This window comes from Lelliottia sp. JS-SCA-14, from assembly GCF_035593345.1.
Taxonomy (GTDB): Bacteria; Pseudomonadota; Gammaproteobacteria; order Enterobacterales; family Enterobacteriaceae; genus Enterobacter; species Enterobacter wanjuensis.
The window spans coordinates 4,304,981-4,329,831 of record NZ_CP141606.1; the positions used below are offsets into that span (position 1 = coordinate 4,304,981).

The window sequence follows — 24,851 nt, forward strand, 5'->3', positions numbered from 1 at the left end:
GTCCTCATCTAGTACAATTTATTCCCGGTCATAAACCCTTCCCCGCCCAGCTGTCGCATCTGGCGCATAATCCATGCCTGACGATTGCGGACGTACCCTGACGGGGCATCCGCCCTGTAGCGGATCGGGTTCGGCAGTACGGCGGCCAGCAGCGCGGCCTCAGCGATCGTCAGGCGGCTGGCAGGTTTGTGGAAATAGCGCTGAGCTGCCGCTTCGACACCAAACACCCCATCACCAAATTCGGCGATATTCAGATAGACCGTCAGAATACGTTTTTTGCTCCAGACGGTTTCCATGCCTAACGTCAAACCGGCCTCCAGCCCTTTTCGCACCCAGCTTCTGCCATCCCATAAAAACAGATTTTTAGCCGTCTGCTGAGAAAGCGTCGAAGCCCCACGCACGCGGTTTTCGTTGCGCTCATTGTGGGCCAGCGCTTTTTCAATCGCCGAAACGTCAAAGCCCCAGTGATCCGGGAATTTCTGATCTTCCGCCGCAATCACCGCCAGCCCCATCCAGGGGGAGATCTCATCCATGCTCACCCAGTCAGAGTGGGCCACATAGCTGAAATCCCCCGTCAGCCATGCGCCGAGCTGACGCTCGACCATCACCGCAGAAAACGGCACCGGCAGAATGCTGAAGAGCGCAATACCGCCGCCCCAGAACACCGCCAGCGCCAGCACCACGCGCAGCAAAATGCGTTTCGCCCACGCGACAGGAGACCGTTTTTTACTCACCGGGAGAGCACCAGAACACGTTCCACCAGCTTCTCAATGCCGGTTGCCGCTTCGGCGATGTTTTGCGCCAGCATATAGGCAGGGGTAGTGACGATTTTGTTGTCCTCATCGACAACGATATCTTCCACCGGACACGGGACGTGCTCGCCGCCCATCTCTTCGATCACTTCAGCGGTATCGATGTCCGTCCCAATGGTGAGACGCAGCGGAAAATCAAAAATCTTAGGCAGCATTGCCGGGGCGATGCACATAAAGCCCAGCGGTTTACCCGCGGCGTGCATCTGCTGCGCCAGGTTTTTCAGCGCGTCGTCCACCCGGCATTCACTGCCCTGGCTTGCGAAATTACTCAAATTTTTCGCCGCACCAAAACCACCCGCCACGATCAGGGCGTCCAGTTCATCGGCATTGGCCTGCGCCAGGGGCTGGATATTGCCCCGGGCAATGCGCGCGGCTTCAATCAGCACATTGCGGGTTTCAGGCATCGATTCACCGGACAAATGATTGATAATCATCTGCCTGATTTTTATCCGGCGCAAAACAGACGGCCTCAGCCCCCTGTTTTGCCAGCGCAAGCAGCGTCAGAACGGACTCGTGAATCTCTGCGCCGTCGTAAACGCCGCATCCGCTCAGGACTACACCCACCTTTTTCATTTCGCTGTTCCTTCTCTCCAACTGTCTGAAGCACATTAATAATTTTGATTAAAACGCTATGCTTCACACATTTCACTGATTCCTGTAACAAATCATTTAAGATTTGCTATCTTATCTGCGTGCGGCCTAAATTTTCAGGCAGCGTCAATGTAGTCACAATACTAAAAAAACAGGCGCGGCCAAGATTTCCCTGGTGTTGGCGCAGTATTCGCGCACCCCGGTTTAGCCGGGGTCATTTTTTTCTGGATTCCACCCAGGCTTTCAGCACGTCGACGTCGTTCTGCCACTCTTGTTTCATCTCCTCAACCCATTCACCCACGTTATCCCACCACGCCGGTAAATCCGGTGACTGGATCTGCTGACCCAGCTGCTGCAAATGACGTAATCCGACTGAACCGGCCGCGCCTTTAATTTTGTGCCCTTCTTCGACGATACCTTTCTGATCGCGCGCCGTCAGGTTGGATTCCAGCACGTTCAAATAGCCCGGCATCATTTTCTCGAACACGGCCAGGCCATCGGTAATCAGCTTCGGCCCGACCAAATCGATGTACTGCTCAAGCATCGCGATATCCAGAAGTGATTGTGCTTTTTCGCTCTCTACAGGCGTCATCGTGCTCTCCTCTTCGTCATTGGTATCCCAGAACTTCTTGATCATGGCAGTCAGGGCAGGCACCGCCAGCGGTTTGCTGAGCACGTCGTCCATACCGGCATCGAGGTACTCTTTTTTGTCCTTCAGCACGTTCGCGGTCAGGGCCACCAGCGGCGGCAGCTCATCGCGGGCAAAACGACGCGTCAGCTCGCGGGAGATATCCAGCCCGGTCATGTCCGGCAGCTGAATATCCAGCAGCACGAGGTCATACTCGCCCGGCGTGAACATCTCCAGCGCGGCCGTTCCGGTCATCGCCACATCCACGCTGTTCCCCAGTTTCTCCAGGACGGAGCGGGCAACAATCACGTTCAGCTCAATATCTTCCACCAGCAGGACGTGCAGGGCCGGCAGCGGCAGTTCGTCGTTCTCGAAGGTATCTTCCACCTCTTCGGCGACCGCAGGCGCATGCACCGTCAGGGTAAAGATGGAGCCTTTGCCCTGCTGGCTGGAAACGGTGATATCTCCGCCCATGCTCTTCGCCAGGCGGCGCGATACGGCCAGGCCAATCCCGGTGCCCGTTGCCGGTTTGCCGCCATTGCTGTCTTTCACCTGATAATACATGGCGAAGATCTTGTCCTGCTCCTCCTGCGGAATACCGATCCCGGAATCTTCCACCTCGAAGTGCAGCATATCGCCCGCATCGAAGCGGATCCGCACCACCACTTCCCCCTTCTGGGTGAACTTGACGGCGTTACTGATGAGATTCCACAGGATCTGGCGCAGACGCGTGCCGTCTGTCACCACTTTATGCGGCAGCGGCAGGGACGGCTCAAGCACAAAGCGCAGCCCTTTTTGCTGGGCCTGCAGGCCGGAGAGGTTTTCGAGATCCGCCAGGAACCCGGTGAAGTCGACAGGCTGATTATCCAGCTGGACTTTTCGGCGCTCCATTTTATCCATATCGATAATATCGTTGAAGATATTGCCCAGCGTCACCGCAGAAACGTGGATGGTCTTGAGGTATTTTTCCTGCTCGCCGGTCAGGTCGGTATCCAGCAGAATGCGGCTCAGGCCGACGATGCCGTTCAGCGGCGTACGCAACTCGTGGCTGATGGTCGAAATGAAGGTCGTCTTGTCGCGGCTGGCGCGCTCCAGGGCATCCTGGTAGCGCTTACGTTCGGTAATATCGCGCCCAAAGCCCATCAGGCCGTGGCGTTTACCCACGCGATCGTAGTAAGGCACTTTACGGATTTCGAAACAGGCTTTGCGCCCGTCGGGATAATCGAGCCACTGTTCATAAGTCAGGGAGACGTTGTGGCGGAACACCTTCTCGTCGGTTTCGATAACCTTGGCTGCCGCCTCTTCGGAGTAGACATCCTGCGGCTTGAGGTGAATCAGCTGTTTTTCACTTTTACCTGTCAGCAGTTCCATCGCCCGGTTGCAGCCGGAGAACTCTTTATCTTCATTGCGATAGAAAACCAGATCCGGGGAAGCGTCGAGGAAGGAGCGCAGGAAGGAGGATTGCTGCTCAAGCTGGATCTGCGTGACTTCACGCTCTTTCATCTCCACCTTTAGCTGTTCCAGCGTCGCCTGACGTTCGGCTTCCGCTTTCTCACGATCCGAAATCTCCTGATTCAGCTGCGCAATGTTATCTTTCAGCTGGACGTTAAGTTTGAGATCGCGCTCGCGCATCTCTTCAAGCTTTTGCACCAGGCGGGAAAGACGCTGGCGCGACTCTTCCAGCTGTTCCACCACCACCGACAGGAAATAGACCGCCCAGGGAGTGATCAGCAGGCCAAAGAAGATCGAGCGGATAACGTCGATGCTTTCAACCTGGCCGTGGAGCACCATAGTGACGGCCATCTGCACGACTATCGCCAGCACCACCAGCGCCAGAGCCAACAGCAGTGAGAAACGTACCAGGCCGAGCTTCATCATCAGGTCGACGTAGTACTGTGCAAGCATACGAATTTGCTTCATAGGGGATCCCTTCACGACTTCATCGCTCAATAATACTCAAATTCCGGGCAAGGCGTTGAAGGTTGTGTGAAAAAGTGCGGCGTCAATCAGGAGATTAGCCTCACTCCCGGCGATGCGGGAGTGAGGAGGTGTGGCGATCAGGAGCGTCTGAGAAGCAGCCAGAAGCTTATCAGAAGGAACGAGGCGCTCGGGAGCAGCGCGCCAATCAGCGGAGGAATTCCGTAGACCAGCGTCAGCGGGCCAAATATCTGGTCCAGCACGTAGAAGACAAAGCCGAAGCTGATACCGGTCACCACGCGCACGCCCATCGGCACGCTACGCAGCGGCCCGAAGATAAACGACAGGGCCATCAGCATCATCACCGCCACGGACATCGGCTGGAAGATTTTGCTCCACATGTTGAGCTGATAACGTCCGGCGTCCTGGCCGCTCGACTTCAGGTACTTCACGTAATTGTGCAAACCGCTGATCGACAGCGCATCCGGATCCAGCGCCACCACGCCCAGTTTGTCAGGCGTCAGGTTGGTTTTCCAGGTGCCGGACACGGTTTGCGACCCGGTGATTTGCTTAGGATCGGTCAGATTGGATTCGTCCACCTGCGACAAACGCCAGAGCTTTTGCGCCGGATCGAATTTCGCCGTGGCGGCATAACGCACGGACTGCAAACGACGACTATCGTTGAAGGCGTAAATACTCACGCCGCCCAGCTCGTCATCGCCTTTCACTCGTTCAATGTAAACAAAGTTGTGACCGTCTTTCGCCCACAGCCCTTGCTGGGTCGAAAGCAGCGAGCCGCCGTACATGGCTTGCGCACGGTAATTACGCGCCATCTGCTCGCCCTGCGGCGCAACCCATTCGCCGATGGCCATCGTCAGGAGAACCAGCGGGATCGCGGTTTTCATCACCGACATCGCCACCTGCATACGGGTAAAGCCGGAAGCCTGCATCACCACCAGCTCACTGCGCTGGGCCAGCATCCCCAGACCCAGCAGTGCGCCTAACAGCGCGGCCATCGGGAAGAAGATCTGCACATCTTTTGGAATGCTGAGAAGGGTATACATCCCGGCACCCAGGGCGTCATAGCTCCCCTGCCCGGCCTTTTTCAGCTGGTCGACAAACTTGATGATGCCCGAAAGCGACACCAGCATGAACAAGGTCATCATGATGGTGGTAAAAATGGTTTTACCGATATAGCGGTCAAGAACGCGAAAAGCCTGCATTACACCGCTCCTTTACGCACAAAACGGGCACGCATGCGGCGCATCGGCACGCTGTCCCACAGGTTTAATACCACTGCCAGCAACAGGTAAAGACCGTTGACCACCCACATCCAAATCATCGGGTCGAGCTTACCTTTGCCGCCGTTAGACTTGATCGACGTTTGCAACAGGAAGAACACCAGATAGAGCAGCATGGCTGGCAACATCGAAAGCACACGGCCCTGGCGCGGGTTGACCACGCTCAGCGGCACGACCATCAGTGCCATCATAAACACCGTGAATACTAGCGTCAGGCGCCAGTGCAGCTCAGCTCGAGCGCGGTTGGTATCGGTATTCATCAGGGTCCGCATGTCCATCTGCTCGGTATCCGTCGGATCGAGCGCCACGTTCTGATGGCCAATAATCGCCTGATAGTTCTGGAAATCGGTGATACGGAAGTCACGAAGCAGCGCAGTGCCTTCAAAGCGGGTGCCCTGGTTCAGCGTCACCACCTGAGAACCGTCTTTACGCTGGGAGAGCTGGCCGGAATCTGCAACCACCACGGAAGGGCGGGCATTGCCTTTGGTACGGATTTGCGCGAGGAAAACGTCGTTGAAACGACTGCCACTGACGCTTTCAATAAAGAGGACTGAACTGCCGTCGGTGGCCTGCTGGAACTGGCCCTGCGCAAGCGCCGCCATACCGGGGTTGGCTTTGGCTTCGGCCAGCACTTCATCCTGATGTCGGGAAGACCAGGGACCGGCCCACATGACGTTCACCGCCGCCACGATACCCGTGAACAACGCCAGCACCATCGCGGCTTTCACCAGCACGGCTTTACTCAAGCCGCAGGCGTGCATCACCGTGATTTCACTTTCGGTATAGAGTTTCCCCAGCGTCATCAGCAGGCCAAGGAAAAGGCTAAGCGGCAGAATAAGCTGCGCCATTTCGGGCACGCCTAATCCGAGCAGAGAAAGCACCAGATTTGTTGGGATTTCACCGTCAACGGCCGCGCCGAGGATCCTGACTAACTTCTGACAGAAAAAGATCAGAAGTAAGATGAAAAGGATCGCCAGCTGGCTTTTGAGCGTCTCCCGCACCAGATATCTTATGATTATCACTTTAAATACGCCCGTAAAAACCCGTCTCTTTGCTGGAAAATTGCTTGTTTCATGGCTTAAACGTCATTTATTCTCTTGAGTCGTCGAAAACATCGCTAAAATTTAAAAACACGGCGGTGTCGCGCTTCAGGATATTTTTTGACGTGCCGAAACTGTAGTAACGTAAGATTAACACGAAGTCACCACAACAGCGGACATGAGTTACGAAAGGTTTCAATTCTATCCGTAGCAGCCGTCGTTGTCTTTAAGATTCAGGAGCGTAGTGCATGGAGTTCAGTGTAAAAAGCGGTAGCCCGGAGAAACAGCGGAGTGCCTGCATCGTTGTGGGCGTCTTTGAACCACGCCGACTCTCCCCGATCGCCGAGCAACTCGATAAAATCAGTGACGGCTACATCAGCGCCCTGCTGCGCCGTGGCGAACTGGAAGGCAAACCTGGGCAGACGCTGTTGCTGCACCATGTTCCCAACGTGCTGTCCGAACGCATTCTGCTGATTGGCTGTGGCAAAGAGCGCGAGCTGGATGAGCGCCAGTATAAGCAGGTCATTCAGAAAACGATTAATACCCTGAATGATACCGGCTCAATGGAAGCCGTCTGCTTCCTGACCGAACTGCACGTGAAAGGTCGCAACACCTACTGGAAAGTGCGTCAGGCCGTTGAGACCGCGAAAGAGAGCCTCTACAGTTTTGATCAACTGAAGACCAACAAAAGCGAACCGCGTCGTCCGCTGCGTAAAATGGTCTTTAACGTCCCAACCCGTCGCGAGCTGACCAGCGGCGAGCGCGCCATTCAGCACGGTCTGGCGATTGCCGCCGGTATCAAAGCGGCGAAAGATCTCGGCAACATGCCGCCAAACATCTGCAACGCCGGTTACCTGGCATCGCAGGCGCGTCAGTTGGCCGATTCCTATAGCAAAAATGTCGTCACCCGCGTCATCGGCGAACAGCAGATGAAAGAGTTGGGGATGCACTCGTACCTCGCGGTCGGCAACGGTTCGCAAAACGAATCGCTGATGTCGGTCATTGAGTACAAAGGCAATCCGTCCGAAGACGCGCGTCCTATCGTGCTGGTCGGCAAAGGGCTCACCTTTGACTCCGGCGGTATCTCCATCAAGCCAGCCGAAGGCATGGATGAGATGAAGTACGACATGTGCGGTGCGGCGGCAGTGTACGGCGTGATGCGTATGGTCGCGGAGCTTCAGCTGCCGATTAACGTCATCGGCGTGCTGGCGGGCTGTGAAAACATGCCTGGCGGTCGCGCGTATCGCCCAGGCGATGTCCTGACCACCATGTCCGGCCAGACCGTTGAAGTACTGAACACCGACGCCGAAGGCCGTCTGGTGCTGTGCGACGTGCTGACCTACGTTGAGCGCTTTGATCCTGAAGCGGTGATCGACGTGGCGACGCTGACCGGTGCCTGTGTGATTGCCCTCGGCCATCACATCACCGGCCTGCTGTCGAACCACAATCCGCTGGCCCACGAGCTGATCGGCGCGTCCGAGCAAGCGGGTGACCGCGCGTGGCGTCTGCCGCTGGGCGATGAGTATCAGGAGCAGCTGGAGTCTAACTTCGCGGACATGGCCAACATCGGCGGCCGTCCTGGCGGTGCCATCACCGCAGGCTGCTTCCTGGCGCGCTTTACCCGCAAGTACAACTGGGCGCACCTCGACATCGCGGGCACCGCATGGCGCTCCGGTAAAGCCAAAGGCGCTACCGGTCGTCCGGTCGCCCTGCTGTCGCAGTTCCTGCTCAACCGCGCGGGTTTTAACGGCGAAGAGTGATGTTAAATGCCGGGTGGCGGCTTCGCCTTACCCGGCCTACAACGTCACGATACCGTAGGCCGGGTAAGCGTAGCGCCACCCGGCTTAAGCATTTAAAGTGACCACAAGAAGCCCCATATATGAAGAATGCAACGTTCTACCTTCTGGACAACGACAACACCGCCGATGGCTTAAGCGCCGTCGAACAGCTGGTGTGTGAAATTGCCGCAGAACGTTGGCGCAGCGGTAAACGCGTCCTGATTGCCTGCGAAGATGAAGCGCAGGCGATTCGTCTCGACGAAGCGCTGTGGGCAAGGCCGCCCGAAAGTTTTGTTCCGCATAATTTGTCGGGAGAAGGTCCGCGCGGCGGCGCACCGGTGGAAATCGCCTGGCCGCAAAAGCGTAACAGCAGCGCGCGCGATATTCTGATCAGCCTGCGTATCGGCTTTGCAGATTTTGCCACCGCTTTCACAGAAGTGGTAGACTTTGTCCCTCACGAAGATTCTCTGAAACAACTGGCGCGCGAACGCTACAAGGCGTACCGCCTGGCTGGTTTTAACCTGAATACGGCAACCTGGAAATAATGGAAAAGACATACAACCCACGAGATATCGAACAGCCGCTTTACGAGCACTGGGAAGAGCAGGGCTATTTCAAGCCTAATGGCGATGAAAGCAAAGAGTCCTTCTGCATCATGATCCCGCCGCCGAACGTCACCGGCAGTTTGCATATGGGTCATGCTTTCCAGCAAACCATCATGGATACCATGATCCGCTACCAGCGCATGCAGGGCAAAAACACCCTGTGGCAGGCTGGTACTGACCACGCGGGTATTGCAACCCAAATGGTGGTGGAGCGTAAGATTGCCGCTGAAGAAGGTAAAACCCGCCACGACTACGGTCGCGACGCGTTCATCGACAAAATCTGGCAGTGGAAAGCGGAATCAGGCGGCACCATTACCCGTCAGATGCGCCGTCTCGGCAACTCCGTGGACTGGGAGCGCGAGCGCTTCACCATGGATGAAGGCCTTTCCAACGCCGTTAAAGAAGTCTTCGTCCGCCTGTACAAAGAAGACCTGATTTACCGTGGCAAACGCCTGGTCAACTGGGACCCGAAACTGCGCACCGCGATCTCCGATCTGGAAGTGGAAAACCGCGAGTCTAAAGGCTCCATGTGGCACATCCGCTATCCGCTGGCCGATGGCGCAAAAACCGCAGACGGTAAAGATTATCTGGTGGTGGCGACCACCCGTCCGGAAACCCTGCTGGGCGATACCGGCGTGGCCGTTAACCCGGAAGATCCGCGCTACAAAGATCTGATTGGCAAATTCGTGGTTCTGCCGCTGGTAAACCGCCGCATTCCGATCCTGGGCGACGAACACGCCGATATGGAAAAAGGCACCGGCTGCGTGAAAATCACCCCGGCGCACGATTTCAACGACTATGAAGTGGGCCGTCGTCACGCCCTGCCGATGATCAACATTCTGACCTTTGACGGTGATATCCGTGAAAGCGCGGAAGTGTATGACACCAAAGGCGAAGAGTCAGACGTTTACTCCGCTGAGATCCCGGCTGAATTCCAGAAACTGGAACGTTTCGCCGCGCGTAAAGCCGTTGTAGCTGCCATCGACGCGCTCGGCCTGCTGGAAGAGATCAAACCTCACGATCTGACCGTTCCTTACGGCGACCGTGGCGGCGTGGTGATCGAGCCGATGCTGACCGACCAGTGGTACGTCCGCGCCGACGTGCTGGCGAAACCGGCGGTTGAAGCCGTTGAAAACGGCGACATCCAGTTCGTTCCTAAGCAGTATGAAAACATGTACTTCTCCTGGATGCGCGATATTCAGGACTGGTGTATCTCTCGTCAGCTGTGGTGGGGTCACCGTATCCCGGCCTGGTATGACAACGACGGCAACGTGTACGTTGGCCGCACCGAAGAAGAAGTGCGTCAGGAAAACAACCTGGGCGCTGACGTCGCCCTGCGCCAGGACGACGACGTTCTGGACACCTGGTTCTCCTCCGCCCTGTGGACCTTCTCCACCCTCGGCTGGCCGGAAAACACCGACGCCCTGCGTCAGTTCCACCCAACCAGCGTGATGGTCTCTGGCTTCGACATCATCTTCTTCTGGATTGCCCGCATGATCATGATGACCATGCACTTCATCAAAGATGAAAACGGCAAGCCGCAGGTTCCGTTCCATACCGTCTACATGACCGGCCTAATTCGTGACGACGAAGGTCAGAAGATGTCCAAATCCAAGGGCAACGTGATTGACCCGCTGGATATGGTGGACGGCATTTCTCTGGCAGACCTGCTGGAGAAACGTACCGGCAACATGATGCAGCCGCAGCTGGCGGAAAAAATTCGCAAGCGCACCGAGAAGCAATTCCCGGACGGCATCGAGCCGCACGGCACCGACGCCCTGCGTTTCACCCTGGCGGCGCTGGCCTCTACCGGTCGCGACATCAACTGGGACATGAAACGTCTGGAAGGTTACCGCAACTTCTGTAACAAGCTGTGGAACGCCAGCCGCTTCGTGCTGATGAACACCGAAGATCAGGATTGCGGCTTCAACGGCGGCGAAATGACTCTGTCTCTGGCGGATCGCTGGATCCTGGCTGAATTCAACCAGACCATCAAAGCGTACCGTGAAGCGCTGGATACTTATCGCTTCGACATCGCGGCAGGCATTCTGTATGAGTTCACCTGGAACCAGTTCTGCGACTGGTATCTGGAGCTGACCAAGCCGGTCATGAACGGCGGTAACGAAGCGGAACTGCGCGGCACGCGTAACACGCTGATTACCGTTCTGGAAGGTTTGCTGCGCCTCGCGCACCCAATCATCCCGTTCATCACCGAGACCATCTGGCAGCGTGTGAAAGTCATCAAAGGCATCACTGCCGACACCATCATGCTGCAGCCGTTCCCGGAGTTCGATGCAGCGCAGGTGGATGAAGCCGCAGCGTCCGATACCGAATGGCTGAAACAGGCGATTGTGGCGATCCGTAACATTCGCGCCGAGATGAACCTCTCTCCAGGCAAACCGCTGGAACTGCTGCTGCGCGGTTGCAGTGAAGCGGCAGTGCGTCGCGTGACCGAGAACAGCAGCTTCCTGCAGAACATGGCGCGTCTGGAAAGCATCACCGTGCTGCCTGCTGATGACAAAGGTCCGGTCTCCGTGACTAAAATCATCGAAGGAGCCGAGCTGCTGATCCCAATGGCAGGGCTTATCGACAAAGAAACCGAACTGGCTCGTCTGGCAAAAGAAGTCGCCAAAGTCGAACTGGAAATCGGGAAAATCGAGAGCAAACTGTCTAACGAAGGTTTCGTTGCCCGTGCCCCTGAAGCCGTTATCGCCAAAGAGCGTGAACGTCTGGTCGCCTTCGCTGACGCGAAAGCGAAGCTGATTGAGCAGCAGGCGGTTATTGCTGCGCTGTGATTAGCGCTGTGATTGAAAAGCCGGAGAAATCTCCGGCTTTTTTATTGGGTCTTATAAAATAATCCAAGGCGTCCATTCGGCATAATAAACCAATAATTATCGCAGCCATGAAAATGAAATTCTTCCCATCTGCCTTTGTCAAAATCCACGGAGAGTAATACCTCTTTCTCAAGGCAATTCTCGTTTGAATTATCTACTTTGTTAAAACAGGCTAAATCACCGTCGCCAGATTTATCACCGTCAATAAACCCGTCACCGATATCCCAAAAGGTAATATGGTAAGAGGAGGAAGCCGGGATATTGTATTTATTTTTAAGTTCAGCCTTATGATCAAGATACCAGTGGATTCGCCCCCATTCGGTTAAGGGCATGTGATCAACTACGATGTCATAAGCCTCATTATCACTAAACCCCATTTCACTTCCTTTATAAAGCCCCTGTTTGAAGCGAGGGTCATACTCAAATCGATCTCCAGCACGAATAATATTTACAGGGCGCTGTGCCCATAAGAGATAACTGCCTGTAAGAATTAGCACCGCACCTAAGAATATTTTACGCTTCGAACATGTCATTAATAGACTCCATAGCAAACATGAATATGGGCGTTAGACTTGATGAGATGCGCGTAATTTACATATGCGAACCGGATTGATAAACACATATCAAGGTTCATAATTCATCATCCCTATGAATAGAAACACCACCACACATAAATATTGTTTATTTCAAATTAAACACCTTCGCAAATATAAATTCAATCTACCAAACAATAATTCTCAGATAAACCATCAGCTAAGTATTCGGATAAAAATTCCCACATATGAATTATCCTCGCTTGCACTCCCCTTTCTGCGGTGCTATTAACTGCAGTTGTGTGTCAATTTTTGTCATGAGTAATGCTATGAGCGTGATTACCCCCGTCGCAGCCGCTATGCGTCGGATCACAGAGCAAGATAACGCCGGTATCGCCGCGGTGATCCGCGAAGTGTCTGCGGAGTACGGTCTGACGGCCGATAAAGGCTATACGGTTGCGGACCCGAATCTCGACGAACTGTTCCAGCTCTACAGCCAGCCGGGCCATGCCTACTGGGTGATTGAACAAAACGGCAGCGTCGTCGGCGGAGGCGGAGTCGCACCGCTGAGCTGCAGCGAGTCGGATATCTGCGAGCTGCAAAAGATGTACTTCCTGCCGACCGTACGTGGACAAGGGCTGGCGAAAAAGCTGGCGCTTCTGGCGATGGATCACGCTCGCGCACAGGGCTTCAAACGCTGTTACCTCGAAACCACCGCCTTCCTTAAAGAAGCTATCGGCCTGTACGAACACCTGGGCTTTGAACATATCGACGCGCCGCTGGGCTGCACTGGTCATGTCGATTGCGAAGTCAGGATGCTGAAAACTCTGTAAATCTCTTTCCTGCCCTCTTCTGTTAAGCGGCTGTAAACTGAATGCTCTACACTCTCAGTTCACACCAAAACGGGGGAAAGACGATGTCGAAGATAAAAAGCTATGCCGCGCCGCAGGCAGGTGCAGAACTTGAACTGTACGAATACGATGCGGGCGAGCTGAAAGCAGAAGACGTCGAAGTGCAGGTCGACTATTGCGGGATTTGCCACTCAGACCTGTCGATGATCGACAACGAATGGGGCTTCTCGAGCTATCCGCTGGTCGCCGGGCACGAAGTGATTGGCCGCGTGGTAGCGCTGGGTACGGCGGCTCAGGACAAAGGGCTGAAGATCGGCCAGCGCGTGGGCATTGGCTGGACCGCGCGCAGCTGCGGCCATTGCGACGCCTGTATCAGCGGCAACCAGATCAACTGTCTGGAAGGCGCAGTGCCGACCATCCTCAATAAAGGCGGTTTCGCCGACAAACTGCGCGCCGACTGGCAGTGGGTCATTCCGCTCCCGGACAGCATTGATATTGAATCCGCAGGCCCACTGCTGTGCGGCGGTATCACCGTCTTCAAACCGCTTCTGATGCATCATGTCACCGCCACCAGCCGCGTCGGCGTCATTGGGATTGGCGGTTTAGGCCATATCGCCATTAAACTGCTGCACGCCATGGGCTGCGAAGTCACTGCGTTCAGCTCCAATCCGGCGAAAGAGAAAGAAGTGCTGGCGATGGGGGCCGATAAGGTGGTCAACAGCCGCGACCCTGAACTGCTGAAAGCGCTGGCCGGTCAGTTTGATTTGATCATCAACACCGTGAACGTCGATCTCGACTGGCAGCCGTACTTCGAAGCGCTGGCCTACGGCGGGAATTTCCATACCGTCGGCGCAGTGCTGAAGCCTCTTCCGGTTCCGGCCTTCACCCTGATCGGTGGCGATCGCAGCATTTCCGGTTCCGCTACCGGCACGCCGTTTGAACTGCGCAAACTGATGAAGTTCGCAGGCCGAACCAAAGTGGCACCGACCACCGAACTGTATCCGATGTCAAAAATCAACGAAGCCATCCAGCACGTACGCGACGGTAAAGCCCGTTACCGCGTGGTGTTGAAAGCAGACTTCTAAGGCTGAATTGCCGGGTGGCGGCTGCGCCTTACCCGGCCTACGGTTAGGTTTTGTAGGCCCGGTAAGCGTAGCGCCACCGGGCATTTTTACCTATCGCGCCAACGTCGCAAACACCTCTGCTACCGCCACCGCTCCCGGATCGGTCACCCCATCCAGATTTTCTTTATTCACATACGACGAACGCCCCGCTCCGGCTTTTTGCATGCTGGCGGTTGCGTCTGCCCCCTGCTTCGCCGCCTGCGCAGCAGCCTGAATATCGCCTTTTTGCAACGCTTCCAGCGCCGGTTGCAGCGCATCGATCAATGTACGATCGCCGAGATCCGCCCCTCCGTATTGCTTCATTTGCGCAAGCCCACTCAGCAAAGCCTCCGCCAACGGTTTACCGTCCTGTAGCTGCTGCCCGGCCGCGGTAAAGAAGATCGACATCAGCACGCCGCTCGATCCCCCCATCACCGTCGCCAGCCGTTCGCCGATTAACAGCAGCAGTTTCGGCACGTCATTCAGCGGCAGTTGCTTCTCCTGCAACAGCTGCGCAATGTCCCGCGCGCCTTGCGCAAAGGTCGACCCGGTATCGCCGTCGCCCACTTTGGCATCCAGCGCATTCAGGCGATTTTCCAGATCGACCAGCGTTTGCGTCGCGCCCGCAACAAGTGCAGCTACCTGCGCATTTTCTGACGGCGTAGAGTCCACGCGATCCTGAATAGCCGTATGCGCCAAGGTACGCAGCGGCGCAAACGCAACCGGTGTTTGCCAGCCGATGGTTTCGACAGGCTCATTCAGCGCCTGCTCGAAGGTCTCATTCAGCCGGAGCAGCGACAGAGAAAAGCCCTTCATATCCAGCGAACTCACCAGCGGTGCAGGACCAATCAGATACGCGATCTGATCCTTAAGCGCCGAATGGGCCAGCTCCTTGGTCAGCAGCGCCATCTCCAGCGCCGACACGCCGCCGAGATTGTTGATCAGCACCGCAAAACGCCCGTCGCCTGCTTTCTCTTTGAGCGGCGCCACCAGCGTGTCGATTATCGCTTTGCTGTTTTGCGTATCGACTACCGATGCCCCCGGCTCGCCGTGAATGCCCAGGCCAAGCTCGACGTGCCCCTGCTTGATGCGCCCCTCTTCGTCGTCACTGCCCGGCAGATTACAGGTCTGCATCGCCACGCCGAGGCTCCAGAGGTTATCGCAGGCCTGCTGCGCGATATCCCGAACGTCGCTCAGGGACTTGCCTTTCTCCGCCGCATAACCCGCGATTTTGTGGACCAGCGCCGTGCCCGCAATCCCGCGCGGCTGTTTGTTGTCCGGCAGCGCGATGTCATCGGCCACAATGATCATCTCGACTTTCAGCCCGTAGCGTTTGGCTTTTTCCGCTGCAAGACCGAAGTTCAGACGATCGCCGGTGTAGTTTTTGACGATCAGCAGGCACCCACGATCGCCCGTCACCGCCACGATGGCGTTCAGCACCGCATCCACGCTCGGAGAGGCAAACAGATCGCCGCACACCGCTGCGGTTAGCATCCCTTTGCCGACAAACCCTGCGTGCGCCGGTTCGTGACCGGAACCCCCGCCGGAAATGACCGCCACACGGCTTTTATCCCAGTCACTGCGGGCCACCACGCGAATGGCGGGATCGATATCGAGTTTGACCAAATTGCCATGCGGCGCGGAGATCAGTATGCCTTCAATGGCGTCGTTGACCAGCTGTTTGCGGTCATTAAAAAAGAATCTGGACATAGCTTTCCAACTTTTTGTGAATCGTATGCAAAAGCATAGTCCGCGCTGGATATTGCGCCGCAAAGTCAGGAATTTACTGAGTCAAATTGCCGTCAGGTTGCCTATACTCGACGCAGGACAAAGAGAGGATGCGCACCATGAGTACACCACTGCTGATTGCCCGGACGCTGGATAAAGAGCTGTTCTTGCTGCCAGGCATGGCGAACCGCCACGGGCTGATTACCGGCGCCACCGGGACGGGGAAAACCGTGACCCTGCAAAAGCTGGCGGAGTCATTTTCAAGTATCGGCGTGCCGGTTTTCATGGCCGACGTCAAAGGCGATTTAACCGGCGTCGCCCAGGAAGGCACAGCGTCAGAGAAACTGCTTGAGCGGCTGAAAAATATCGGCGTGACCGACTGGCAACCGCAGGCCAATCCGGTGGTGGTGTGGGATATTTTCGGTGAGAAAGGCCATCCGGTGCGCGCGACCGTCTCGGATCTCGGCCCGCTGCTGCTGGCGCGGTTGTTAACCCTTAACGAGGTCCAGTCTGGCGTGTTGAACATTATTTTCCGCATCGCCGACGATCAGGGTCTGCTGCTGCTCGATTTCAAAGATCTGCGCGCCATTACCCAGTACATCGGCGATAACGCCAAATCCTTCCAGAATCAGTACGGGAATATCAGCCCCGCCTCGGTCGGAGCCATCCAGCGCGGATTACTCACCCTCGAACAGCAGGGCGCGGAGCATTTCTTCGGCGAGCCAATGCTGGATATCAAAGACTGGATGCGTACCGACAGTAACGGCAAAGGCATCATTAACATTCTGAGCGCTGAAAAGCTTTACCAGATGCCGAAGCTCTATGCCGCCAGCCTGCTGTGGATGCTCTCGGAACTCTATGAACAGCTGCCGGAAGCGGGCGATCTGGATAAGCCTAAAATTGTCTTCTTCTTTGACGAGGCCCATCTCCTGTTCAGCGATGCCCCGCAGGTGCTGCTGGATAAAATCGAACAGGTGATTCGCCTGATCCGCTCCAAAGGCGTGGGCGTCTATTTTGTCTCGCAGAACCCGTCCGACATCCCGGATAATGTGCTGGGCCAGCTTGGGAATCGCGTGCAGCACGCGCTGCGTGCCTTTACGCCGAAAGATCAGAAAGCGGTGAAAGCGGCAGCGCAAACCATGCGCGCCAATCCGGCGTTTGATACGGAAGAGGCGATTCAGGCGCTGGGAACCGGCGAAGCGCTGATTTCATTCCTCGACGCCAAAGGCAGCCCGTCCATCGTTGAACGTGCGATGGTGATTGCCCCATTCTCGCGGATGGGGCCGGTGACGGACGACGAACGTAACGCCTTGATTAACCACTCGCCGGTCTACGGCAAATATGAGGATGAGGTGGATCGGGAATCCGCGTTCGAAATGCTGCAGAAAGGCGTCCAGGCGAACACAGAACAACAGCAGTCCCCTGCGGCCAAAGGCGGCAATGTCGCCGTGGACGACGGTATTCTCGGCGGTCTGAAAGACATTCTGTTTGGCAGCACCGGGCCACGTGGGGGTAAACGCGATGGCGTGGTGCAAACCATGGCCAAAAGCGCCGCGCGGCAGGTGACCAATCAGATTGTACGCGGCATGCTGGGGAGTTTACTGGGCGGTCGTCGCCGGTAGCGGGGAGACCCACGGCGTGCCGAGCGCTGAGCCTTGTACGCCGTGCTGATTCAAATAGCGATCCAGCTCGACCATCCCCGTCCAGCGGTTTTCGCACCACAGCGGGGCGAGGAGCGTTGGGCGGCGGGCGCTGGCGGAGATGCGGTGGTAAATCACCTCCGGCGGCGTATGGCGAATCATCTCTCCCGCCGTCACGGTGTACTCGTCCAGATCGATGCCATTTAATCGCCCGGCCTCCCAGGCTTTCGCCATAGTGCTGCCGGTAACGATATGCAGCGGATGGAGCTTAATGCCGTCGACACCCGTCTCAACGACCCTTTCCAGAGTTTCCAGCCCCTGCTGCTGGCCTTCGCCCGGCAGCCCGACAATCAGATGTGAGCAGACTTTTAAACCGCGCTCGCGGGCCAGTCTTGTTGTTTTCTGATAGCAGGCAAAATCATGACCACGATTGATTCGGCGCAGCGTTTTGTCGTGCGCGGTCTGCAAGCCCAGTTCAAGCCAGATTTCATAGCCCAGATCTTTATATTCGCTCAGCAGATCCAGCACCGCTTCCGGGACGCAGTCCGGACGCGTACCGACACACAAACCGACGATATTGGCCTGGCTCACGGCCTGCTGATACATGGAGCGCAACACCTGCACTTCCGCAAAGGTGCTGGTGTAGGCCTGGAAATAGGCCAGATACTGCTTCGCGCGATTGACCAGGCTCGCCTGATGGGAAAGCTGGTCGGCAATAGAGTTGTGCTGCTGCGCTTCGTCGGCAAAAGAGGCCACATTACAGAAAGTACAGCCGCCACGCCCGATGGTGCCATCGCGATTTGGGCAGCTAAAACCGCCGTGCAGCGTCAGCTTGTGGACCTTCTGGCCGTAGCGGCGTGAAAGATCCCCACCAAACATATTGACTAATTTCTGTAACTGCATAATCTGATAGACCGTCCCGGAGAAAGGGGACAAGCCTGCCATTTTTAGCCTCTGTCGGCGATGACCTGGATCAATCGCCCTGGACGGCTATTATTCATTTGAATAAAAACTCATTATTACTGCAATTTCATTCATCATTCGGGCAATGACTTTTCCTTATGTTGCAGCGGATTTTTTCACTTATCGCCCCACAGCTGTAAAACAGTGTGATGATGCGTCGCCACTGCCAGTACCAGATTATTATCCTGTAAAAAATCCGCTATTAAGCATGGCTGAGGGATAATACCGCTTTCATATAGTGAGTCAGATCACACTCCCCTGCGCCTTACCCCTGCCTTTCGCCGATGCAAAACGCGTTAAATCTCTTTTATATTCAATGCATTAACCTTCCTTTAGCACATTTTTGCATACATAAGATTGCCATTTGACCTGTGTATCAATTCCCGATAAGTTGGAAATCCGCTGGAAGCTTTCTGGATAAGCAGCCTGCTTATCATATTTATGCAGTAATTGAGATTCCCTCTGAAGCAAGTCCTCAAACTTGTTTGACCTGTGCGAAAAGGAAATGAAGAGGGCGAATGCGAGGTGCGCGTATGAAACGCAAACCCCGTCGCCGCGCTCTTTCTGTGCCTGTGCGCCACGGTTCAGATGGGAATCCCGAAGAGCCTGGGGAGGTTCACTGATATGTTGTACGATAAATCCCTTGAGAAGGATAACTGTGGTTTCGGCCTGATCGCCCACATAGAAGGCGAACCTAGCCACAAGGTAGTGCGTACCGCTATACACGCACTGGCCCGTATGCAGCACCGTGGTGCAATCCTCGCTGATGGTAAAACCGGCGATGGTTGTGGCTTGCTGCTACAAAAACCGGATCGTTTCTTCCGCATCGTAGCGGAAGAGCGCGGCTGGCGTTTAGCCAAAAACTACGCTGTCGGCATGCTGTTCCTGAATCAGGATCCTGAAAAAGCCGCCGCTTCACGCCGCATCGTCGAAGAAGAACTTCAACGCGAAACCCTGTCAATTGTCGGCTGGCGCAATGTGCCCACCAACGAAGGGGTGCTCGGTGAAATCGCCCTCTCCTCGCTGCCACGAATTGAACAGATTTTTGTGAATGCGCCTGCGGGCTGGCGTCCGCGCGATATGGAACGCCGCCTGTTCATTGCCCGTCGCCGCATTGAAAAACGTTTGCAGGAAGATAAAGAGTTCTACGTCTGTAGCCTCTCCAACCTGGTAAACATCTATAAAGGTCTGTGTATGCCGGCTGACCTGCCGCGCTTCTACCTGGACCTCGCGGACCTGCGTCTGGAATCGGCCATTTGCCTGTTCCACCAGCGCTTCTCCACCAACACCGTCCCTCGCTGGCCGCTGGCTCAGCCGTTCCGCTATCTGGCGCACAACGGCGAGATCAACACCATCACCGGCAACCGCCAGTGGGCGCGTGCGCGTACCTATAAGTTCCAGACTCCGCTGATCCCGGATCTGCATGACGCCGCTCCATTCGTCAACGAAACAGGCTCCGACTCAAGTTCCATGGATAATATGCTGGAACTGCTGCTGGCTGGCGGGATGGATATCGTCCGTGCGATGCGTCTGCTTGTTCCGCCAGCCTGGCAGAACAACCCGGATATGGACCCGGACCTGCGCGCATTCTTCGACTTTAACTCCATGCACATGGAGCCGTGGGATGGCCCGGCAGGTATCGTGATGTCCGATGGACGCTACGCCGCCTGTAACCTCGACCGTAACGGTCTGCGCCCGGCGCGCTACGTCATCACCAAAGATAAGCTGATCACCTGCGCCTCCGAAGTCGGGATCTGGGATTACCAGCCTGACGAAGTGGTCGAGAAAGGTCGCGTCGGCCCAGGCGAACTGATGGTTATCGATACCCGCAGCGGGCGCATCCTGCATTCGGCGGAAACCGATGACGATCTGAAAAGCCGCCATCCGTACAAAGAGTGGATGGAGACCAACGTCCGCCGTCTGGTGCCGTTCGAAGACCTGTCGAACGAGGAAGTGGGCAGCCGCGAACTGGACGACGATACCCTCGCCAGCTACCAGAAACAGTTTAACTACAGCGCCGAAGAGCTGGATTCCGTGATCCGCGTGCTCGGCGAGAATGGCCAGGAAGCGGTCGGTTCAATGGGTGACGATACCCCGTTTGCCGTGCTCTCCAGCCAGCCGCGCATCATTTACGACTACTTCCGCCAGCAGTTTGCGCAGGTAACTAACCCGCCAATCGATCCGCTGCGTGAAGCGCACGTGATGTCGCTGGCCACCAGCATCGGTCGCGAGATGAACGTCTTCTGCGAAGCCGAAGGCCAGGCGCACCGCCTGAGCTTTAAGTCGCCGATTCTGCTGTACTCCGATTTCAAACAGCTCACCACCATGACCGAAGATCACTATCGCGCCGACACGCTCGATATTACCTTCGACGTGACCGAAACGAGCCTCGAAGAGACGGTGAAAGCCCTGTGCGATCAGGCCGAGCAGATGGTGCGTAACGGCACCGTTCTGCTGGTGCTGTCCGACCGCAACATCGCCAAAAACCGTCTGCCAGTTCCGGCACCGATGGCGGTGGGCGCGATTCAGACTCGCCTGGTCGATAAGAGCCTGCGCTGCGATGCCAACATCATCGTAGAAACTGCCAGCGCCCGCGACCCGCACCACTTTGCCGTGCTGTTGGGCTTTGGCGCGACGGCCATTTATCCGTACCTGGCGTACGAAACGCTGGCGAAACTGGTCGACACTCACGCGATCGAAAAAGATTACCGCGCGGTGATGCTGAACTACCGTAACGGCATCAACAAAGGCCTGTACAAGATCATGTCCAAAATGGGCATCTCGACCATCGCCTCTTACCGCTGCTCGAAACTCTTCGAAGCCGTCGGTCTGCACGATGACGTCGCGGATCTCTGCTTCCAGGGCGTGATCAGCCGCATCGGCGGGGCGGGTTTCTCTGACTTCCAGCAGGACCTGATGAACCTGTCGAAGCGCGCATGGCTGGCGCGCAAACCGCTGGATCAGGGCGGCTTGCTGAAATACGTTCACGGTGGCGAATACCACGCCTATAACCCGGACGTGGTGAAAACCCTGCAAGAGGCGGTTCAGAGCGGCGAATACAGCGATTATCAGCAATATTCGAAACTGGTTAACGAGCGCCCGGCGGCAACGCTGCGCGATCTGCTGGCGGTGAATCCGAACGGCGAAACCGTCAGTATCAATGACGTTGAACCGGCGAGCGAACTGTATAAACGCTTTGATACGGCAGCGATGTCCATCGGCGCACTCAGCCCGGAAGCACACGAAGCGCTGGCCGAAGCGATGAACAGCATCGGTGGGAACTCGAACTCCGGCGAAGGCGGCGAAGATCCTGCGCGCTATGGCACCAACAAAGTGTCGCGCATCAAGCAGGTGGCCTCCGGTCGCTTTGGCGTGACGCCAGCGTACCTGGTCAACGCCGACGTGATTCAGATTAAAGTCGCTCAGGGTGCAAAACCGGGCGAAGGCGGTCAGTTACCGGGTGACAAAGTCACACCGTACATCGCCAAACTGCGCTACTCGGTGCCGGGCGTGACGCTGATCTCCCCGCCGCCGCACCACGATATCTACTCTATCGAGGATTTGGCGCAGCTGATTTTCGACCTGAAACAGGTCAACCCGAAAGCGATGATCTCCGTGAAGCTGGTTTCCGAACCAGGCGTTGGCACCATCGCCACCGGTGTGGCAAAAGCCTACGCGGATCTGATCACCATCGCGGGCTATGACGGCGGGACAGGCGCAAGCCCACTCTCCTCCGTGAAATACGCGGGTTGTCCGTGGGAGCTGGGCCTGGTGGAAACCCAGCAGGCGCTGGTCGCTAACGGTCTGCGCCACAAGATCCGTCTGCAGGTGGATGGCGGCCTGAAAACCGGTCTCGACATCATCAAAGCCGCGATTCTCGGCGCTGAAAGCTTCGGCTTCGGTACCGGGCCAATGGTGGCGCTGGGCTGTAAATACCTGCGTATTTGTCACCTGAACAACTGCGCAACGGGCGTGGCAACTCAGGACGAAAAACTGCGTAAGAACCACTACCACGGTCTGCCGTTCAAAGTGACCAACTACTTTGAATTCATCGCCCGCGAAACCCGCGAGCTGATGGCGCAGCTGGGCGTGAAGCGTCTGGTAGATCTGATTGGCCGTACCGACCTGCTGAAAGAGCTGGAAGGGTTTACCGCCAAGCAGCAGAAACTGGAGCTGTCCCGTCTGCTGGAAACCGCCGAGCCGCACGCTGGCAAAGCCGTTTACTGCACCGAGAACAACCCACCGTTCGACAACGGCGTGCTGAACGCGCAGCTGTTGCAGCAGGCGAAATCCTACGTTGATGACAAACAGAGCAAAACGTTCTGGTTTGATATCCGCAACACCGACCGCTCTGTGGGGGCAACGCTTTCTGGCTACATCGCGCAAACCCATGGCGATCAGGGGCTGGCAGCCGATCCGATTGTCGCGCACTTCAGCGGGACTGCGGGTCAGAGCTTCGGCGTCTGGAATGCGGGCGGCGTTGAGCTGTACCTGACCGGCGATGCCAACGACTACGTCGGTAAAGGCATGGCGGGCGGTCTGCTGGCGGTGCGTCCTCCGGTCGGTTCTGCGTTCCGCAGCCACGAAGCAAGCATCATCGGTAACACCTGTCTGTACGGCGCGACCGGCGGACGTCTGTTTGCCGCGGGCCGTGCGGGCGAGCGTTTTGCGGTACGTAACTCCGGTGCTATCACCGTTGTGGAAGGTATCGGCGATAACGGCTGTGAATACATGACCGGCGGGATTGTCTGCGTAATGGGCAAAACCGGCGTCAACTTCGGCGCAGGCATGACGGGCGGTTTCGCCTACGTCCTGGACGAAGACGGTGAGTTCCGTAAACGCGTTAACCCGGAACTGGTAGAAGTGCTGGACGTTGAAACACTGGCGATCCACGAAGAGCATCTGCGCGGTCTGATTACCGAGCACGTGCAGCATACCGGTTCTTCCCGCGGGGAAGAGATCCTGGCGAACTGGCCTGCGTTCTCAGCGAAATTCGCGTTGGTTAAACCGAAGTCCAGCGATGTTAAAGCACTGTTGGGTCACCGTAGTCGTAGCGCAGCAGAGCTGCGTGTGCAGGCGCAGTAAGGGGTAGCAATGAGTCAGAACGTATACCAGTTTATCGACCTGCAGCGCGTTGATCCGCCAAAGAAACCGCTGAAGATCCGTAAAATTGAATTTGTTGAAATTTACGAGCCGTTTTCAGAAGGCCAGGCCAAAGCACAGGCAGACCGCTGCCTGTCCTGCGGTAACCCGTACTGCGAATGGAAATGCCCGGTTCACAACTACATTCCGAACTGGCTGAAGCTGGCCAACGAAGGACGCATTTTCGAAGCGGCGGAACTGTCGCACCAGACCAACACCCTGCCAGAAGTCTGTGGCCGCGTGTGTCCGCAGGACCGTCTGTGCGAAGGTTCCTGTACGCTGAACGACGAGTTTGGCGCGGTGACCATCGGCAACATCGAGCGCTATATCAACGATAAAGCGTTCGAAATGGGCTGGCGTCCGGACATGACCGGCGTGCGTCAGACGGACAAACGCGTGGCGATCATCGGCGCAGGTCCGGCAGGTCTGGCGTGTGCCGACGTGCTGACCCGCAACGGCGTCAAAGCGGTGGTGTTCGATCGTCATCCTGAGATCGGCGGCCTGCTGACCTTCGGCATCCCAGCCTTCAAGCTGGAAAAAGAGGTGATGACCCGCCGTCGCGAAATCTTCACTGACATGGGCATCGAGTTCAAACTGAACATCGAAGTGGGCCGTGACATTCAGATCGACGATCTGCTGAAAGATTACGATGCCGTGTTCCTCGGCGTCGGGACCTATCAGTCGATGCGCGGTGGGCTGGAAAACGAAGACGCACCGGGCGTGTTTGACGCCCTGCCGTTCCTGATTGCCAACACCAAGCAGATGATGGGCTTCGGTGAAACCACCGCTGAGCCGTACGTCACCATGGAAGGCAAACGCGTGGTAGTGCTGGGTGGCGGTGATACCGCGATGGACTGCGTACGCACCTCGATCCGTCAGGACGCAACGCACGTTATCTGCGCCTATCGTCGTGACGAAGAGAACATGCCGGGCTCCAAACGCGAAGTGAAAAACGCGCGTGAAGAGGGTGTGGAGTTCCAGTTCAACGTTCAGCCATTGGGCATCGAAGTGAATGCGAACGGCAAAGTCAGCGGCGTGAAAATGGCGCGTACCGAAATGGGCGCACCGGACGCCAAAGGCCGTCGTCGCGCAGAGATCGTGGCAGGTTCCGAGCACGTGGTTCCGGCTGATGCGGTGGTGATGGCGTTTGGTTTCCGTCCGCACAGCATGGAGTGGCTGGCGAAACACAGCGTCGAGCTGGATTCCCAGGGCCGCGTGATTGCGCCAGAAGGCAACGAGAACGCCTTCCAGACCAGCAACCCGAAAATCTTCGCCGGTGGCGATATCGTTCGCGGTTCAGATCTGGTGGTGACGGCGATTGCCGAAGGCCGCAAAGCGGCTGATGGGATCATGAATTACCTGGAAGTGTAAAAGCGAACCGGATG

The 24,851-nt window shown here is 56.5% G+C and carries 15 protein-coding genes and 1 pseudogene; 8 read left to right on the forward strand and 8 right to left on the reverse strand.

The window, feature by feature from the left end; genetic code table 11:
• Positions 1-8: 8 nt before the first annotated feature.
• The 5 genes and pseudogenes from mtgA to lptF all read right to left on the reverse strand — a co-directional run bounded on the left by mtgA (position 9) and on the right by lptF (position 6,271).
• Positions 9-734 (reverse strand): monofunctional biosynthetic peptidoglycan transglycosylase, encoded by a 726-nt coding sequence (gene mtgA, locus U9O48_RS20090; RefSeq protein ID WP_324723080.1) that lies wholly within the window; start codon positions 732-734, stop codon positions 9-11.
• Positions 731-1,385, reverse strand: a pseudogene (elbB, locus tag U9O48_RS20095) (isoprenoid biosynthesis glyoxalase ElbB). Before elbB ends, mtgA begins: the two are co-directional and overlap by 4 nt.
• A 232-nt stretch (positions 1,386-1,617) precedes the next feature.
• Entirely contained in the window at positions 1,618-3,951 is a 2,334-nt protein-coding gene (gene arcB / locus U9O48_RS20100) for an aerobic respiration two-component sensor histidine kinase ArcB (protein WP_324723081.1), read from the reverse strand.
• Between the two features lie 137 nt (positions 3,952-4,088).
• Complete coding sequence (lptG, locus tag U9O48_RS20105; RefSeq protein ID WP_324723082.1) at positions 4,089-5,171, reverse strand: LPS export ABC transporter permease LptG; 1,083 nt, start codon at positions 5,169-5,171, stop codon at positions 4,089-4,091.
• A complete protein-coding gene (gene lptF, locus U9O48_RS20110; protein ID WP_282491837.1) occupies positions 5,171-6,271 on the reverse strand; it encodes an LPS export ABC transporter permease LptF in 1,101 nt (366 codons plus the stop codon). The genes lptG and lptF overlap by 1 nt, the downstream gene beginning before the upstream one ends.
• A gap of 266 nt (positions 6,272-6,537) precedes the next feature.
• Between lptF and pepA the strand changes: the two genes are divergently transcribed.
• The 3 genes from pepA (at position 6,538) to U9O48_RS20125 (ending at position 11,467) form a co-directional block, all read left to right on the forward strand.
• A complete protein-coding gene (gene pepA, locus U9O48_RS20115) occupies positions 6,538-8,049 on the forward strand; it encodes a leucyl aminopeptidase (protein WP_282491838.1) in 1,512 nt (503 codons plus the stop codon).
• Between the two features lie 119 nt (positions 8,050-8,168).
• On the forward strand, positions 8,169-8,612 hold the full coding sequence (holC, locus tag U9O48_RS20120; RefSeq protein WP_282491839.1) for a DNA polymerase III subunit chi: 444 nt from the start codon (positions 8,169-8,171) through the stop codon (positions 8,610-8,612).
• A complete protein-coding gene (locus U9O48_RS20125) occupies positions 8,612-11,467 on the forward strand; it encodes a valine--tRNA ligase (RefSeq protein WP_285148129.1) in 2,856 nt (951 codons plus the stop codon). Before holC ends, U9O48_RS20125 begins: the two co-directional genes overlap by 1 nt.
• A 41-nt stretch (positions 11,468-11,508) precedes the next feature.
• Here U9O48_RS20125 and U9O48_RS20130 read toward each other — a convergent pair whose 3' ends face one another.
• Positions 11,509-12,039 carry a DUF943 family protein gene (locus U9O48_RS20130; RefSeq protein ID WP_324723083.1) on the reverse strand — a complete coding sequence of 177 codons (531 nt, stop codon included), beginning with the start codon at positions 12,037-12,039 and terminating at the stop codon, positions 11,509-11,511.
• 329 nt (positions 12,040-12,368) lie between these two features.
• On the opposite strand from U9O48_RS20130, the gene U9O48_RS20135 reads away from it, so the two are divergent.
• Both U9O48_RS20135 and ahr read left to right on the forward strand, forming a co-directional pair.
• Entirely contained in the window at positions 12,369-12,872 is a 504-nt protein-coding gene (locus U9O48_RS20135; RefSeq protein WP_285148125.1) for a GNAT family N-acetyltransferase, read from the forward strand.
• A gap of 83 nt (positions 12,873-12,955) precedes the next feature.
• On the forward strand, positions 12,956-13,975 hold the full coding sequence (gene ahr / locus U9O48_RS20140) for an NADPH-dependent aldehyde reductase Ahr (protein ID WP_282491844.1): 1,020 nt from the start codon (positions 12,956-12,958) through the stop codon (positions 13,973-13,975).
• A gap of 90 nt (positions 13,976-14,065) precedes the next feature.
• Here ahr and U9O48_RS20145 read toward each other — a convergent pair whose 3' ends face one another.
• Complete coding sequence (locus tag U9O48_RS20145; RefSeq protein ID WP_324723084.1) at positions 14,066-15,703, reverse strand: dihydroxyacetone kinase subunit DhaK; 1,638 nt, start codon at positions 15,701-15,703, stop codon at positions 14,066-14,068.
• A gap of 137 nt (positions 15,704-15,840) precedes the next feature.
• On the opposite strand from U9O48_RS20145, the gene U9O48_RS20150 reads away from it, so the two are divergent.
• The gene (locus U9O48_RS20150) at positions 15,841-17,343 is read left to right on the forward strand and encodes a DUF853 domain-containing protein (protein ID WP_324723085.1); all 1,503 of its coding nucleotides are present in this window, start codon (positions 15,841-15,843) and stop codon (positions 17,341-17,343) included.
• Here the strand turns inward: U9O48_RS20150 and U9O48_RS20155 are convergent.
• Positions 17,320-18,264 (reverse strand): TIGR01212 family radical SAM protein, encoded by a 945-nt coding sequence (locus U9O48_RS20155; RefSeq protein WP_285148384.1) that lies wholly within the window; start codon positions 18,262-18,264, stop codon positions 17,320-17,322. The genes U9O48_RS20150 and U9O48_RS20155 overlap by 24 nt on opposite strands.
• A 684-nt stretch (positions 18,265-18,948) precedes the next feature.
• Between U9O48_RS20155 and gltB the strand changes: the two genes are divergently transcribed.
• Both gltB and U9O48_RS20165 read left to right on the forward strand, forming a co-directional pair.
• Positions 18,949-23,409 carry a glutamate synthase large subunit gene (gltB, locus tag U9O48_RS20160; RefSeq protein WP_285148118.1) on the forward strand — a complete coding sequence of 1,487 codons (4,461 nt, stop codon included), beginning with the start codon at positions 18,949-18,951 and terminating at the stop codon, positions 23,407-23,409.
• 9 nt (positions 23,410-23,418) lie between these two features.
• Positions 23,419-24,837 (forward strand): glutamate synthase small subunit, encoded by a 1,419-nt coding sequence (locus U9O48_RS20165; RefSeq protein ID WP_282491848.1) that lies wholly within the window; start codon positions 23,419-23,421, stop codon positions 24,835-24,837.
• The last annotated feature ends 14 nt before the right edge of the window (positions 24,838-24,851 follow it).

Bases quoted from the DNA above. Each gene is read 5' to 3' on its own strand.
- arcB (WP_324723081.1), bottom strand. From the start codon at position 3,951: ATGAAGCAAATTCGTATGCTTGCACAGTACTACGTCGACCTGATGATG.
- lptG (WP_324723082.1), bottom strand. From the start codon at position 5,171: ATGCAGGCTTTTCGCGTTCTTGACCGCTATATCGGTAAAACCATTTTT.
- pepA (WP_282491838.1), top strand. From the start codon at position 6,538: ATGGAGTTCAGTGTAAAAAGCGGTAGCCCGGAGAAACAGCGGAGTGCC.
- holC (WP_282491839.1), top strand. From the start codon at position 8,169: ATGAAGAATGCAACGTTCTACCTTCTGGACAACGACAACACCGCCGAT.
- U9O48_RS20125 (WP_285148129.1), top strand. From the start codon at position 8,612: ATGGAAAAGACATACAACCCACGAGATATCGAACAGCCGCTTTACGAG.
- U9O48_RS20130 (WP_324723083.1), bottom strand. From the start codon at position 12,039: ATGACATGTTCGAAGCGTAAAATATTCTTAGGTGCGGTGCTAATTCTT.
- U9O48_RS20135 (WP_285148125.1), top strand. From the start codon at position 12,369: ATGAGCGTGATTACCCCCGTCGCAGCCGCTATGCGTCGGATCACAGAG.
- ahr (WP_282491844.1), top strand. From the start codon at position 12,956: ATGTCGAAGATAAAAAGCTATGCCGCGCCGCAGGCAGGTGCAGAACTT.
- U9O48_RS20145 (WP_324723084.1), bottom strand. From the start codon at position 15,703: ATGTCCAGATTCTTTTTTAATGACCGCAAACAGCTGGTCAACGACGCC.
- U9O48_RS20150 (WP_324723085.1), top strand. From the start codon at position 15,841: ATGAGTACACCACTGCTGATTGCCCGGACGCTGGATAAAGAGCTGTTC.
- U9O48_RS20155 (WP_285148384.1), bottom strand. From the start codon at position 18,264: ATGCAGTTACAGAAATTAGTCAATATGTTTGGTGGGGATCTTTCACGC.
- gltB (WP_285148118.1), top strand. From the start codon at position 18,949: ATGTTGTACGATAAATCCCTTGAGAAGGATAACTGTGGTTTCGGCCTG.
- U9O48_RS20165 (WP_282491848.1), top strand. From the start codon at position 23,419: ATGAGTCAGAACGTATACCAGTTTATCGACCTGCAGCGCGTTGATCCG.